Here is a 13,856-nt window from a genome sequence, read left to right as displayed (position 1 = left end):
GCCTCGGGCCCGGCGTTGATCTCGTCCAGCACCCCCTCCAGACAGATCAGCCCGGCCTCGCGCGAGTGCCCGCGCACCGCGGTGCTGATCATCGGCATGGCCTTGTAGGTGGCGGCCGGCCGCGCCTTGACCCCGTGCTTGCGGGCCAGGCGGCTGATCGCACGCTCCGGCTCGGCCGTCTCCAGCCGCACCGACTTGCGATAGTCGCCGGCCATCATGATCCCCGCCCCCAGCGGGCTCCAGCCGTCATAGGCGTCGGGCTTCTTGCCCAGGACGACCCGGGCCCGCGCCAGCCTTGGCTTGAGGTCGCCGACCGAGACGTCCAGCGGCTCGGCCGACTTCAGCTTCTTGCGCAGGGCCAGGGCGGCCGGCAGGTCGGCGAGCCCGGCCTTGCCCTCCGGCGGCAGGATCACCGCGAAGGCCCCCTCCAGCCGATGGTCCAGCACGCTGGTGTCCCAGGCCTGGCCGCGCGGCAGGGCCTGAAGCACCCCCAGCATGTAGATCGTGGTGTCGCCGTCCGAGATCCGCCACCAGGCCGGACCCGGCAGCTTGGCGCTGACCACCAGGGCCTCGACCACATTGGCCTCGGGATCGTCGAGGGCGGGGGCGGTCTGGGCCAGGGCGGGGGCGGCGGTCAGGGTGAGGAGCGCCGCGATCAGACCGGTTTTCAAATGCATCGAACGCCCCCTCCGTCACGTCGCTGGCCGCATCGTGACGGAGGGGGCGTCCCGCGGCAATCGCGGCCGGCGCCCCTCTTCATCTCCGCTGCCCAAAGGCCTGCGGAATCGATCTAGAATGGCCGATCTTCCGCCCATGGAAGGGGCCCAGACCGGCCCGCGCCCAACGAGTTCCCCCATGCCGATCCGCCGCCTGCCGCCCGAGACCGTCAACCGCATCGCCGCCGGCGAGGTGGTGGAGCGTCCGGCCAGCGCCATCAAGGAGCTGGTCGACAACGCCATCGACGCCGGCGCCACGCGGATCGAGGTCGAGGCCCACGGCGGCGGCCTGACCCGCATCCTGGTGGCCGACGACGGCTGCGGCCTGTCCGCCGAGGAGCTGCCGGTGGCCATCGAGCGCCACGCCACCTCCAAGCTGGCCCCCGACGCCCAAGGCCTGTGGGACCTGCTGGCCATCCACACCATGGGCTTCCGGGGCGAGGCCCTGCCCTCGATCGGCTCGGTGGCCCGCCTCTCCATCTCATCCCGCGCCAAGGGCTCCAGCGACGCCTTCTCCATCCTGGTCGAGGGCGGCAGCGTCGGCGAGGTGGCCCCCGCCGCCTTCGCCGGCGACCACGGGGCGCGGATCGAGGTGCGCGACCTGTTCTACGCCACCCCCGCGCGGCTGAAGTTCATGAAGTCCGAGCGGGCCGAGGCCCTGGCCATCACCGAGGAGATCAAGCGCCAGGCCATGGCCAATGAGAGCGTCGGCTTCAGTCTGGACATCGACGGCCGTCGCGTCATCCGCCTGCCGCCCGAGCATCCGGGACCGCAGGGGCGCCTGGCGCGCCTGTCGGCCGTGCTGGGCCGTGACTTCCAGGACAACGCCATCGAAATCGACCAGACCCGCGACGGCGTGCGCCTGACGGGCTTCGCCGGCCTGCCCACCTACAACCGCGGCAACGCCGCCCACCAGTACCTGTTCGTCAACGGCCGGCCCGTGCGCGACCGGCTGCTGCAAGGCGCCCTGCGCGCGGCCTATGCCGACTTCCTGGCCCGCGACCGCCACCCGACGGCGGCGCTCTACATCTCGCTCGACACCAGCGAGGTCGACGTCAACGTCCACCCGGCCAAGGCCGAGGTGCGGTTCCGCGACCCCGCCCTGGTGCGCGGCCTGATCGTCGGGGCCCTGCGCCACGCCCTGGCCGGGGCTGGCCACCGGGCCTCGACCACCACGGCGGCCAGCGCGCTGGACGCGATCCGGGCGCAGAGCATGGTCCCGCCCGGCGCGTACTCAGGTTATCAGCCCGGCCCCTCGTCCGCCGGCTTCTCGGCCTGGCAGTCGGGCGGCTGGACGCGGCCTTCGCCCCAGGTTCTGCCGGGGCTGTCGGACGTCTCGGCGCGGGTCGAGCTCGGTGCGGAGGGGGGCGGCTACGGCGTGGCCGAGGCGGTGCGCGAGGCGGCCTATGGCGACTACGACGCCCCGCCCAGCATCGCCTATCCGGGCGGCTATCCGGGCATGAACGAAGGCCCCGCCCCGGCTTTCGACCCGGTCGACTTCCCGCTGGGCGCGGCGCGGGCCCAGGTGCACGAGACCTATATCGTCGCCCAGACCCGCGACGGCGTGGTCATCGTCGACCAGCACGCCGCCCACGAGCGCCTGGTCTATGAGCGGATGAAGGGCGAGATGGCGGCCGGCGGCGTGGCCCGCCAGACCCTGCTGCTGCCCGAGGTGGTCGAGCTGGACCCCGCCGAGGCCGAACGCGTCGTCGCCCGCTCAGAGGAGCTGGCGGCCCTGGGCCTGGTCATCGAGAGCTTCGGCCCCGGTGCGGTGCTGGTCCGCGAAACCCCCGCCCTGCTGGGCAAGACCGACGCCGCGGGCCTGGTCCGCGACATCGCCGACGACCTGGCCGAGAACGGCCAAGCCCTGGCCCTGAAGGAGCGCCTGGAAGAGGTCTGCTCCACCATGGCCTGCCACGGGAGTGTGAGGGCCGGGCGACGGCTCAACGGCGCGGAGATGAACGCGTTGCTGCGGGAGATGGAGGCCACGCCGCACTCGGGCCAATGCAACCACGGACGGCCGACTTACGTGGAGTTGAAGTTGGCGGATATTGAGCGGTTGTTTGGGCGGCGGTAAGGGGGCTGTCCCGAGCGGCTTTTGTTTCGCAGCAAGAGTAATCTCGGCGTTTCACTGTTACCTACGACGCTTGGCATGCCGGTATATTTCCGGCGAGGCGTCGCTTTGCATTTCCAAAGGCTCGTAGCGCCGTTTCGCAGCACGTGGCACATCGATGCGAAAGGGGACGGGACAAGCAATGCGAATTAAATCCATCGAGCTCAAGGCTGTGCGGCGCTTCTCTCAGCTCTCCATTAGGGAGCTTCCGTCTACAGCGAAGCTTGTGTTCCTGTGCGGCCCCAATGGCTCCGGCAAGAGCTCGCTCTTCGACGGAGTGCGGGCCTATTTCATGAATACCGCCGGTCAAGGCGCGCACAATGTCGGCGACTACATGATGAAGCGGTTGAGCAAAGCAGCTTCGGATGAACTGTTTCCGTCCATGGCGACGTCCTCACCTATCGGTGCGTCGATGATGATGCACCAGCCAAGAGGAAGTTTGACTACTGTTTCATTTCACTCGGACCAGGAATCTATTCCGACAATGGTGCCGACTGGGCCGGACGGACGAATGGCTCCTAAGGTTATGGCGCCGCAAATTACCTGGAACTCGTTCTACTTCCGATCAGCTCATCGCAACGAGCCAGAGTTTTCGTCGTCTTCGATCGGCGGGGTGTTCTTAGCTATGCAGAGCTTCGGACCGCGAACGATCGACAATGACGCGGCTGTAAGTCGAAACTATCAACGCCTTGTATCTGATTCCGTGCAAGCACTTTGGGGCACGGACCGCACAGAGACTACGTTTGGCCAATACCGCGAGGAAATTATTGGCAAGATGTCAACCGCGCTTCAGCGTTTATTTCCTGATCTTAGCTTCACGGGTGTAGGTTCCCCCTTGAAAGAAGGCACCTTCACGTTCGGGAAGGGGGCTTCTCAGGACTTTCCGTATAGAGATCTTTCGGGTGGCGAGAAGGCCGCATTTGACATTCTATTGGACTTCTTCGCTCAACAGAGATTTCTGACAGATTGCGTTATGTGCATAGACGAGCCCGAGGCACATTTGAACGCACGAGTTCATGGCGAACTCTTATCAACGCTTTTCGATAACATCGCCGATAAATCCCAGCTTTGGGTAGCTAGCCATTCTATCGGAATGATGCGCCGTGCACGGGACCTAGCGCTAAAACATCCCGGCGAGGTCGTTTTCTTGGATTTCGAAGGGCACGATTTCGACAAACCCGTAGTGATGACCCCTGTAGCGCCTGATCGCGAGCTTTGGAAACGTGCGCTGAAGGTTGCACTGGATGACATTGAGGAATTGGTATCGCCCGAACACATTGTGATTTGCGAAGGCGAAGACAACCACAAGTCTCTCGATGCATTTTGCTACAATGTGATTTTCGGACACACGCATCCAGAAGTTCAGTTCGTTCCGGGCGGCTCAAGCAGTGAAGTTACAGCAGACCGACGTGGCTATTCACACCTGATTAGCCTGATCACGCCAGGGACCAAAGTAACGCGGCTGGCCGACCGAGACGATAAATCACCAAGTGAGATTCAAAACGCACTACCCGTTCGAACATTGTTGAGCCGGAATATAGAGTCTTACTTGTTTGGCGACGGGGTTTTGGAGCGATTTTGCGAAAAGCAGCAGCCAGGGAGCTGGGTACGCATTCAGCCGAAAGTGAACCAGCAAATGGAGGCGTCGATCAGCCGAGGCAATCCCGTTGACGATCGGAAGCGAGCCGCCAATGGCATCTATGATATTCTTCGACATGAGCTCGCGCTGACAGGCAGAGGCAACTCGGCTACGACAATCGCGAAGGAGATGCTCGTGTACGAAATCGTACCGGGAACGGCGGAATACACCGAACTCGACACCGCTATTTTTGGCTAGACGGACGAGGTGATGGAGGTGCCTTGAACGCCATCCGTCCCGGATGCGGCCACACCCGACAGCCTTGGGTCTTGCCTCAGATCACAGCTGCTTGACTCGGTCAGTCCCCAGAGCAGGCTGGCAGCCAAGGTTTCAAGGCGCGGCCTCGCCGCTGGCGGACGACGTCAGGGGTGTTTCCGGAAAAGCCGATCCCTCTCCCCTTGCGCTCCAGCGCCTCGTCACCTCAGCGCCCGACGCGCCTCATCGTAGATGCTGGTGTCGATCAGGCGGGCGAGCTGCGCGCGCGTGCGGGGAGCGCGACCATCCTGCGCAGCCAGCCAAGCGTCCTCCTCGACGAACTTGTCCAGCAGGTTGGGGGTGACTTCGCAGGGAAATCTGTAATGCCACGATTGGGTGATCTGATCCGGCGCGTAACCATTCAGCGGCCGGATCAGGCTTTGGGCGTGGCTCGGGTCCGCCGAGATCGCGCGGCAGGCCGAGAGCACGTTCTTGACATAGGCCACGATCGCCGCCCGCTTTTGCGGATTGTCCAGCGCAGCTTGCGTGGTGTGAAGCGAATAGAGCTCGCGGTACATCTCCGGCGGGGCGATCAGCACGGCCTCGTCCCCGAGCGTTCGCAGCGCTCGCTCCGAATGCGGTTCCCAGGTCGCCATGGCGTCGATGGAACCCGCGATCAGTGCGTCCGCCGAAGCCTGTGGTGAAAGCGTGACGATCGTGACGTCCTTTTCCGTGAGGTTGGCGCGCTGGAGCGCCTTGTGGAGGTAGAAGGCCGCCGACGTGCCCGGATAGGTGCCGACTCTCTTGCCCTTCAGATCCGCCTCGGTCGCGATCCCCCTGGAGCGCCGGGCGACGATCCGATAGATGCCCTCGGTCACGGTGAGCAGATAGCGGCCGTCCGGATGCGCGACCGTTCCGCGTAGAAGCTGCGTCTCTGCGTTGGCCGCGAGATCCGCCAGCTTTGTGTTCGGCGGCGCCGCCTTGGATGCGTCGGCGGCGACCGCCACGGTCAGGCTGGCCAGCTCCACGTCCCAGAGGTTCGGAACGCCGCCCAGCGCGATCTCGACTTGCCCGCCTGACGCTTCCGAAGCGAGCACAAGGGGTGCGATTTCCAACACCTTGATGTTGCCGACGACTCGCAGCGGCTCAGCCAACACCACCGTCGGAAGGACGACCAGCGCTGCGACCGCGGAGATGAATTTCCCCATTCTTGCTCTCATCGAGTCTATCCTCCAGTTTGCTTGAACGGCTGATTGAGCGGTGGCCGGACGAGATCGGTGCGCCCGGCCGTCGCCTCAGAATTGCGTGCGAACGCCGATTTTATAGCTGCGGCCCACCGGCGAGAAATAAAGCCCGTTACCGTTCAGGCGCAGTTCCGGCGGCGGGTCGGTGTCGAAGACGTTATTGACCCCGCCAAACACCTCTAGGCGCTTGGATTCAGGACCGGAGAGGCTGACCCGTGCGCTCAGGTCGAGATAGGTCCGAGCCGAAACGTGGTTGTCGGTGACGCTATTTGGCAAGTACGGGCTGTAGCCGTCCTGCTCCGGCCCGATCCAGTCTGGATTTTGCAGGGCCTTGGGAATGTGGGCCAGGTGCGCCGTCAGCGAGTAGGTGGGCTGGGCGTAGGTGATGACCGCATCGGCGCGCCAACGCGGCACGCCCAGGATGTTGGTGACCCCGCCGGAATTGCCCGTGAAGTTGGAAAGCTCTTTCTTCGTCCCGTTCGGAAGCAGGGTGGAAAGCGTCTCGACGTAGGAGCCATTCAAGGAAACGCTGACGTCGCCGCTCATCCATTGCGCGACCTCGGCGAGATCGAGGGTGTAGTTCGCCACGAACTCGTAGCCCCTGGTGTCGAGCTTGTTGATGTTCTGATAGGTCGCGAACAGCGCCAAGATGCGGTCCGGATTGCCGTTGGCGTCGGCGCCCAGCGTGCAGATCGCGGGGTTGGTTCCCGCGCGGCAGATGCTGATGGCGAGGTTCGCCGCGGGGATGTCGATCGCGCCGTCGACCGAGATGTCGTAGTAATCGACCGACAGCTTGAAGTTCCGGACCCAGTCCGGCTGAAGAACAACCCCCGCGGTGAAGGTGTCCGCCGTCTCCAGCTTCAGGTCGGGGTTGCCGCCGCTGAACGTCGGCATCAGGTACTGCACGCCGTACTTCGGATCGGCGAGCGACAGCGTCGTTGTGCTCTTGTTCGGATTGAGTTCCAGCGGCGAGGGCGCGCGGATGTCGCGCGAGCGGGTGATGCGAAGCATGTACTGGTCGTCGGGCCGGTACGCCGCGCCGACCTTCCAGGTCGTGGCGTCGCCAGACAGGCTATAGTGCGTGCGTCGGACGGCGCCGTCGACGTCGAGCGACTTGCCCAGGGGCGAGTCATGCAGAACGGGCAGGCTGGCCTCGACATAGCCTTCCGTCACCTTCTGGGTGGTCGGCGGCAGGTACGTCCAGGCGACCTGGGAGAACAATCCAGCCTTGCTGTTTGGGTCGTTGTCGCCCTCCGAGGCGCTGCTGCGGTGCTCGACCCCCGCCGCGGCCGAGATCGGGCCGGCCCACCCCTCGAACAGGGAGCCCCTGATATTGGCGGCGACGTTGTGATCGGTGAATTCGCGAGTCGAATAGGCGACTGTATTGACCCAGGCGGCCGCCTCGGGGCTGATCTTGCCAGGCCCCATGATGTTGGCGGGAATACAGCCGTTGGTCGGCGCGCTGATCGTCGTCCGACATATGATCGTGCCGGCCGCAATCCCCGGTATGCCCGCAGGCGCCCGTACGGCGTCGATGGCGTCCTTGAAGCGCTGCTCGAGCCGAGAATTGGCATTGCTCTGGCGGCCCGTCGTTCGGCCGAACTGGTAGTACGCATCCCATTTCCAGTCGCCGCGGAGCTTGCCGTCCACGCCGGCGAAGGCATGCCACGTCTCGTTTCTCGACGAATATACGTTGGGCCCGAGTTCGAAGTTGATGCGGCTCACCGGAAGGAAGGTGACGTGCGCGGCGTCCATCATGGCCGCCGTCCCAGGCGTGAGGTAGGCGTTGTCCCGCAAGATCCGCAGCGCGCCGTTCGGGTCAGATCGCGGATTGGCCCCCGTGGGCCCGCCCCTGACATCGGCGTAACCAAGCTCCGCCGAGACCGTGATGGCGTCGGTCAGGTCGTAGTTGACGTGGCTGAGGATAGAACCGTGCTTGGTGCCCACGACGAACGGTCCCACGGCGCCGTAATAGCCTGTGATGCTGGGGTCGCCGCCGATCATCAGCGAGCTGGGCTTGGCCCGATTGTAAAGGTCGCCGAACTGGAACGGGACAAGGTTGCCGTTGCCGTCGAACTGCATCCCCTGCAGCGGGTGCACGATGGTGATCGAGCCGGCCGGGGTGAGCGACGTCCTGACGTCGTCGGCGGCGACGTTGGCCGGCAGGCCGTTGCTCAGGGCCGGATTGGTGGAGAAGAACGGGTTGGGGATGAAGTCGTGAAGGCGGCGACTCCAGTCACGGCTCAACTCAGGGACAGCCCCCTCCTTCGAATATTCGCCGCCGACGACCACGTGCCCGCGTCCGTCGGCGAACGACTTGCCCGCGGCCGCGGCGAGGTAGGTGTTCCGGGCGTCGCCACGCTCGCTGGCGCCGTAGCTGGCTTCCGCCTTGATCCCTTCCAGCCGGGTGTCGGTAATCAGGTTCACCACGCCTGACACAGCGCCGGCGCCATAGGCGGCGGAGGCGCCTCCGGTGACGACCTCCGATCTCTGGATAAGGATGGACGGGACCGAGTTGAGATCGAATGTGCCGTCGTCGGAACTCGAGACATGCCGACGGCCATCGATGAGGGTGAGCGTCCTGATCGCGCCGAGACCCCGCAGGTCTAGGCTTCGGCCCGCGATGTTCGCGCTTGAACGAAAGGAATTCGTCGCCGGGCCGACGATCGGGCGGAAGGATGGAATCTGATTAAGCGCCTCCCCCACGTTGTTAATGGCAAGGTTCTGAGCGCGCTCCTGGCCGATCACGCTGACTGGCGTCGGTGAGTTGAAGCTGGTCCGTCCGAGGCGCGAGCCCGTGACGAGGACCTCCTCGATCGTGGTTGCAGTCTCCGGACCCGCATCTCCGGCGGGGTTCACCTGCGCCATAGCGGGCGCGGCGCTGACGGCCGCGACCACCGCGAGCACAGCGCTGGAGTTGAAAAGAGTCGATAACCTCCCCGTACGCATACATTTCCCCCTTTTGGTTTCAGCGTTATTTTTCTCAAGTCAACCGCGTGGGCGCGCTGTGGGCTCATGAGTTGGCGCCCCCGAAGATCGAGCTTCAGGGCGCTGTGACGTGCGCGGTGCAATTGCAACCTCGCCAGTCACGAGCCTTCTGGATTTGATGTTGCTTTGAAAGCCGCGCACCCAATGCTTGCCTTGTTGAGCGCGATCTTGGTGCACTGGGGGGCGGGGACGGAAGCGCCGAGTTTTAGCTTTCCGCAGCGCGAAAGCCTTGGACGCTCCGGCGGTGTTGCCTGCGGGGCGATCAGCTCGTGGAGGGGGATGGTGAAACGGCGGTGGAGCGGCTTGCGATGATCCAGCGATCGCGCAGCGACGGGTCAGTCGGGCAGCGCGATATGCGCTGCCGCTCCAGGATCAATGGGGTTAGCGCACGGCGCCGTACAGACCAACGACGGGCATCGATCTGGCTCCGTCTTAAGCGAAGGGGCGGCTCGTATGGTCCCGAGAAACAGCCGGCCTCGGCGGCGATCCTGATACGCACCCCACAGTGCACTTTCGGCATCCGGCCAATGTCCCCTCCTGGCGCATCCTCGCCGCGGTAGCGGGCAGCCGAGGCGATTGCACGGGTTGACTTCCGCTTAGCGCGCGTCGAAGTCCGACCTCGAAGCCTTCACTTGGTCCCCATGGGTCGCGACCCAATCGACCAGACCCTGCAATGCGGGCAACAGGCTGCGCCCTGGCGGCGCCAACTCATATTCGACCCTTGGCGGCACCTCCGCGAACACCTCTCGCGTGATGAGACCGTCCCGTTCAAGGCTCCGAAGCGTGAGCGCCAGCATGCGCTCCGAGATCGGCAAGAGCGTTCGGCTGAGCTCTGAGAAGCGGGCGCGATCCCCAGGCATCATGGATAGGCCGAGAAGCGTCAGAATGCTCCACTTGTCTCCGACCTTTGTCAGCAGTTCTCTGAACGCGACAGGGTCTTCGTGACCGCAATGCAGGACTATGGGTTCAGGATTATTCGATCCAAATTCCTGCATGCTTACACCAGTGTTAGTTTCGAATATTGATGTGCGTTCTTGTGGGGTCAGATGTCCGCCGATAGAACGCCGGGCTACGGACTAGCTCCCTTGATCACTGGAAAGCAACGCGATCGCCGACGTCCATCGTATGGGCGAGGCTTTCCGTCGGCCAACCCCGGAAGGATATACGATGGTCGATCATATCATACTGACTGTAAGCGACATCGAGACGTCGCTGGCCTTCTACGAGAAGGCGCTTGAGCCGCTGGACATCAAATTCTTCATGCCGTTCAAGGGCGAGAACGGACATCCGGACCTATGGGGATTCGGCGATGGCCAAAGCGCTTCCTTCTGGCTGAAACAGGGAACCCCCAATCCTGAAGCCATCCACTGGGGGTTCCGGGCGGAGAGCAACGCGCTGGTGGACGCGTTTTACGCGGCGGCGCGCGCCGCCGGCGCCAGGGACAACATCTCCCCCCGCGCCCGGCTCGAATACTACCCCGGCTACTACGCAGCCGATGTGCTCGACCCGGACGGTTACTCCTTCGAAGTCGTCTGCAAGAGCTGAAGTCGCAATGCGGGCGTGATGGCGTCCCCTTGGGATGTCCGAGGCGATCGATTTATGCGCCCCGCGAACCCCGGAACACAGCTTCAGTAGAGGACGATCCTTCGGTGCGTTTGCTTGCCGAAGGTCGTGTTCCCGAGTTGGCCCAAGGGGCATTATTGAAGCAGCGCGGCCAATCTGGGCGCGGATAGCCAGGCCGACGCTCAACGCCGTCAAGCGGTCGCAGCGGCCATGGGGCTCCGGAGCTTGGCGGGCTGATGGTCCTTCGGCGAGAACCGCTTGCGATAATCGCCCGGCGACAAGCCCGTGATCCGGACGAAGACCCGCCGAAATGACGCCGGGTCGCTGTAGCCGACGTTCCAGGCGATGGCGTCGATCGGCGTCACGCTGGACTCCAGCATTTCCCGCGCCCTGTCGACCCGAAGATGTTGCTGATAGTCGGTGGGCTTGAGCCCCGTCGCCTTGCGAAAACGTCTTACGAAGGTGCGTTCCTCCAGCCCCGCCAAGGCCGCCAGCGCCACCACCGACAGGCCGGCGGAAGGGCTCTGGCCGAGATGTTTCTGCACCTTCAAGACCGCACCGTCGCCGTGCGACAGCTTGGGGGAGAAGGGACTGTAGAACCGTTGCTCGCGCCCCGGCGGGTCGATCATCATGAACCGCGCCGTCTCGACCATGGCGGCCGGACCCAGCAGCCGGTTGACCAACGTCAGGCCCAGGTCCGCCCAGGCCATCATGCCGCCGGCGGTCAGGATCTGTCCGTGGTCGATGATCAGGCGGTCGGTGTCGACGCGGACGTTGGGAAACCGGGTGGCCAGTTCCTCGGCGAAAACCCAGTGGGTCGTGGCGGTCAGGCCGTCCAGCAGGCCGGTCTCGGCAAGCAGGAAGGTCCCGCCGCAGACGGAGGCCAGGGTCGCGCCGGCCTCGGCCTGGCCCCGAAGCCAGGCCGCCAGGAGCGGGGTGTGGGCGTAGGAGGCCGGCGTCACATGACACGGCGGCACGATGACGGTGGACGGGCTGGTTTCGATATCCGGCGCGCTGTCGAAGGTCCGCGCCAGACCACCCGCCTCGTTCAGCACGTAGTGGCTCAGGCGCAGCATCGGTGTCGCCACTTCCAGCCGCTTGCGGGTCAGGGCGTCAGCGAAGCTGAACAGATCCGTCAGACCATGGACGGCCGCCAACTGGACCTGCGGATAGAGCAGAAGGCCGACCTCAACGGGCGGGTGGGTCGCGCGCATTGTCGCTTTCGCCTCGATGTTTGTCGCTTTCGCCGATCCTTACCACGCGCCTCGAAAACTATTCCTGCCAAAGCGAGCCAAACGGCTCGGCAGAGGAAATGAAGCGGCGATGCGCACCACCGACCATGACCAAGACACCCATGAAACCACCGTCCAGGGCGCGTCGCGTCGCGCTTTGTTGGTCGGCGGCGTCGCGGCGGCGGGCCTGACCCTGGCCGCGCCGGCGATGGCGACCGCTTCTCGCTCCCCCAGCAAACCCCAAGGAGACGGCACGATGGGTACGATCACGGTCAAGGACGGCACGGAAATCTTCTACAAGGCCTGGGGGGCGGGGCAACCGATCGTGTTCCACCACGGCTGGCCGCTCAGCGGCGACGACTGGGATACGCAGATGATGTTCTTCTCGCAGAAGGGCTATCGCGTCATCGCTCACGACCGCCGCGGCCATGGTCGATCCAGTCCCAGCGCCTCGGGCAACGACATGGACACCTACGCCGCCGACGTGGCGGCCCTGGCCGATCATCTGGGCCTGAAGAACGCCGTCCATGTGGGTCACTCGACCGGTGGCGGCGAGGTGACGCGTTATGTCGCCAAGCATGGCGGAAACGGTCGGGTGGCCAAGGCCGTGCTGATCGGCGCCATCCCGCCCGTGCTGATCAAGTCGGCCGCCAATCCCGACGGCGTGCCCGCCGAAGTGATCGACGGCATCCGGACCGCGGTCGCGAACGACCGCGCCGGCTTCTATCGCGACTTCTCGACGGGTCCCTTCTACGGGTTCAACCGGCCGGGCGCGAAGGTGTCCACGGCGGTCAGCGACAACTGGTTCCGCCAGGCCATGGCCGGCGACATCAAGGCCCAGTACGACTGCATCACGGCCTTCGCGGAAACCGACTTCACCGCCGACCTGAAGGCGATCCAGCAACCGGTGCTGGTCATGCATGGCGAGGATGACCAGATCGCGCCGATCGACGGCACCGCGCGCCGGGCGGTCAAGTTGCTCAAGAACGGCGTCCTGAAGACCTATCCGGGCTATCCGCACGGCATGGCCACCACCCATGCCGACGTGATCAACGCCGACATCCTGGCGTTCATTCGCGGCTGACCCCCATCGGAGGCGGTCCGCGCCTGACGCGGGCCGTCTCCAAAATCCGTTCTCCCGTCCAGATCAGCGCCGCCCGGCTCGGGCGGTGGAGGAAAAGCCATGTCCGAAGCGCCCCTGCAGAGCTACGCCCAGCTGCGCGCCCGGTTTCCCGACTTGCCGGAAACGCCGCTGATCGTTCTCGCCTTCGATCACGCCCGCGATCACCTGCCGGCCTTCCTGTTCAATCACGTCGTCCGGTCGTGGATCTTCGCGGCGCGGGTCGGCGCCCTGGACGCGCTGACCTATGACGCCGAGGTTGTCGCGGTGGCGACGTTGTTCCACGACTTCGGGCTGACGCCCCTGGGTGACGGACCCCACCGGTTCGAGGTCAACGGCGCGAACCTCGCCGCGAGATTCGCACGCGAGCACGGCTTCGACGCTCGCCGGGTCCAACTGGTCTGGGACAGCATCGCCCTGCATGTCACCCACTCGATCAGCCTGTTCAAGGAGACCGAGGTGGCGCTCTGCTCGCGGGGCATCGGCGTGGATTTCGGCGCGCCCGACCACGGGCGCTTCCGGGCCGAAGAGATCGACGCCATCGTCGCGGCGGCGCCGCGCCTGGACATGAAGCGACAGTTCGCGTCCTGCGCCTGCCATCTGGCCCGGACGAAACCCGAGACGACCTACGACACGTTCATCCGCGATTTCGGCGAGCGTTATGTTCCGGGCTACCAGGCGCCGTCGTGGGTGGACGCCATCGCGGGCGGGCCTTTTACGGAATAGTCAGGCGGCGATCTGGGGGAAATCGATCCGACGGTCGAAGCGCGATCGAAGGTCGCGTTTCGGGCGAGGTCCGAGAGTCTGCCATTGGCGCAGGTGGGCCATTCCGCTTGAATCGATGCCCATCCGCTTCCGCGGAAGCCACCACGCCCCCCTCACCCCGCTGGTTTGACGTGCGTCAATGTGCGACCGGCGCCATCCTGCCCACCCTAGCCCCTCACAAGGACATCGCCTCATGCCCCGGCCGACCTCGACCTCGTGGACTTGCGCCCTGGCGCTGGCGCTGCTGGGCGCCGCGCCCGTCCTGGCCCAGACGCCGAACC

Annotated in this window: 10 protein-coding genes; 5 read left to right on the top strand and 5 right to left on the bottom strand. The window is 65.0% G+C overall.

Annotated elements, in window-relative coordinates; translation table 11 throughout:
- Nucleotides 1-677, bottom strand: a 677-nt coding sequence (locus WAL33_RS09590) for a TraB/GumN family protein (RefSeq protein ID WP_422180786.1), incomplete at its 3' end; no start/stop codon positions are given.
- Nucleotides 678-855: 178 nt separating this feature from the next.
- Here WAL33_RS09590 and mutL point away from each other — a divergent pair.
- Nucleotides 856-2,793, top strand: coding sequence for a DNA mismatch repair endonuclease MutL (mutL, locus tag WAL33_RS09585; RefSeq protein WP_422180784.1), 1,938 nt, complete (start codon nucleotides 856-858; stop codon nucleotides 2,791-2,793).
- Between the two features lie 178 nt (nucleotides 2,794-2,971).
- Nucleotides 2,972-4,666, top strand: a complete 1,695-nt coding sequence (locus WAL33_RS09580) for an AAA family ATPase (RefSeq protein WP_422180782.1) — start codon at nucleotides 2,972-2,974, stop codon at nucleotides 4,664-4,666.
- Between the two features lie 218 nt (nucleotides 4,667-4,884).
- Here WAL33_RS09580 and WAL33_RS09575 read toward each other — a convergent pair whose 3' ends face one another.
- The 3 genes from WAL33_RS09575 to WAL33_RS09565 all read right to left on the bottom strand — a co-directional run bounded on the left by WAL33_RS09575 (nucleotide 4,885) and on the right by WAL33_RS09565 (nucleotide 9,890).
- Nucleotides 4,885-5,871 (bottom strand): ABC transporter substrate-binding protein, encoded by a 987-nt coding sequence (locus tag WAL33_RS09575; protein WP_422180780.1) that lies wholly within the window; start codon nucleotides 5,869-5,871, stop codon nucleotides 4,885-4,887.
- An 87-nt stretch (nucleotides 5,872-5,958) separates the two neighbouring features.
- On the bottom strand, nucleotides 5,959-8,856 hold the full coding sequence (locus WAL33_RS09570; protein WP_422180778.1) for a TonB-dependent receptor domain-containing protein: 2,898 nt from the start codon (nucleotides 8,854-8,856) through the stop codon (nucleotides 5,959-5,961).
- Nucleotides 8,857-9,491: 635 nt separating this feature from the next.
- The gene (locus WAL33_RS09565; RefSeq protein ID WP_422180776.1) at nucleotides 9,492-9,890 is read right to left on the bottom strand and encodes a winged helix-turn-helix transcriptional regulator; all 399 of its coding nucleotides are present in this window, start codon (nucleotides 9,888-9,890) and stop codon (nucleotides 9,492-9,494) included.
- Between the two features lie 172 nt (nucleotides 9,891-10,062).
- Between WAL33_RS09565 and WAL33_RS09560 the strand changes: the two genes are divergently transcribed.
- Nucleotides 10,063-10,440 (top strand): VOC family protein, encoded by a 378-nt coding sequence (locus tag WAL33_RS09560; RefSeq protein WP_422180774.1) that lies wholly within the window; start codon nucleotides 10,063-10,065, stop codon nucleotides 10,438-10,440.
- Nucleotides 10,441-10,649: 209 nt separating this feature from the next.
- On the opposite strand, the gene WAL33_RS09555 is transcribed toward WAL33_RS09560, so the two are convergent.
- Nucleotides 10,650-11,672, bottom strand: coding sequence for a GlxA family transcriptional regulator (locus WAL33_RS09555; RefSeq protein WP_422180772.1), 1,023 nt, complete (start codon nucleotides 11,670-11,672; stop codon nucleotides 10,650-10,652).
- Between the two features lie 109 nt (nucleotides 11,673-11,781).
- Between WAL33_RS09555 and WAL33_RS09550 the strand changes: the two genes are divergently transcribed.
- Both WAL33_RS09550 and WAL33_RS09545 read left to right on the top strand, forming a co-directional pair.
- Nucleotides 11,782-12,774, top strand: coding sequence for an alpha/beta fold hydrolase (locus WAL33_RS09550; protein WP_422180770.1), 993 nt, complete (start codon nucleotides 11,782-11,784; stop codon nucleotides 12,772-12,774).
- Between the two features lie 99 nt (nucleotides 12,775-12,873).
- Nucleotides 12,874-13,536, top strand: coding sequence for an HD domain-containing protein (locus tag WAL33_RS09545; protein ID WP_422180768.1), 663 nt, complete (start codon nucleotides 12,874-12,876; stop codon nucleotides 13,534-13,536).
- The last annotated feature ends 320 nt before the right edge of the window (nucleotides 13,537-13,856 follow it).

This window comes from Caulobacter sp., from assembly GCF_049283275.1.
Taxonomy (GTDB): domain Bacteria; phylum Pseudomonadota; class Alphaproteobacteria; order Caulobacterales; family Caulobacteraceae; genus Caulobacter.
This window is presented reverse-complemented; position numbering and strand designations above follow the sequence as displayed.

Excerpts from the sequence above, each read along its gene's own strand:
- mutL (WP_422180784.1), top strand. The coding sequence starts at position 856 with ATGCCGATCCGCCGCCTGCCGCCCGAGACCGTCAACCGCATCGCCGCC.
- WAL33_RS09580 (WP_422180782.1), top strand. The coding sequence starts at position 2,972 with ATGCGAATTAAATCCATCGAGCTCAAGGCTGTGCGGCGCTTCTCTCAG.
- WAL33_RS09575 (WP_422180780.1), bottom strand. The coding sequence starts at position 5,871 with ATGGGGAAATTCATCTCCGCGGTCGCAGCGCTGGTCGTCCTTCCGACG.
- WAL33_RS09570 (WP_422180778.1), bottom strand. The coding sequence starts at position 8,856 with ATGCGTACGGGGAGGTTATCGACTCTTTTCAACTCCAGCGCTGTGCTC.
- WAL33_RS09565 (WP_422180776.1), bottom strand. The coding sequence starts at position 9,890 with ATGCAGGAATTTGGATCGAATAATCCTGAACCCATAGTCCTGCATTGC.
- WAL33_RS09560 (WP_422180774.1), top strand. The coding sequence starts at position 10,063 with ATGGTCGATCATATCATACTGACTGTAAGCGACATCGAGACGTCGCTG.
- WAL33_RS09555 (WP_422180772.1), bottom strand. The coding sequence starts at position 11,672 with ATGCGCGCGACCCACCCGCCCGTTGAGGTCGGCCTTCTGCTCTATCCG.
- WAL33_RS09550 (WP_422180770.1), top strand. The coding sequence starts at position 11,782 with ATGCGCACCACCGACCATGACCAAGACACCCATGAAACCACCGTCCAG.
- WAL33_RS09545 (WP_422180768.1), top strand. The coding sequence starts at position 12,874 with ATGTCCGAAGCGCCCCTGCAGAGCTACGCCCAGCTGCGCGCCCGGTTT.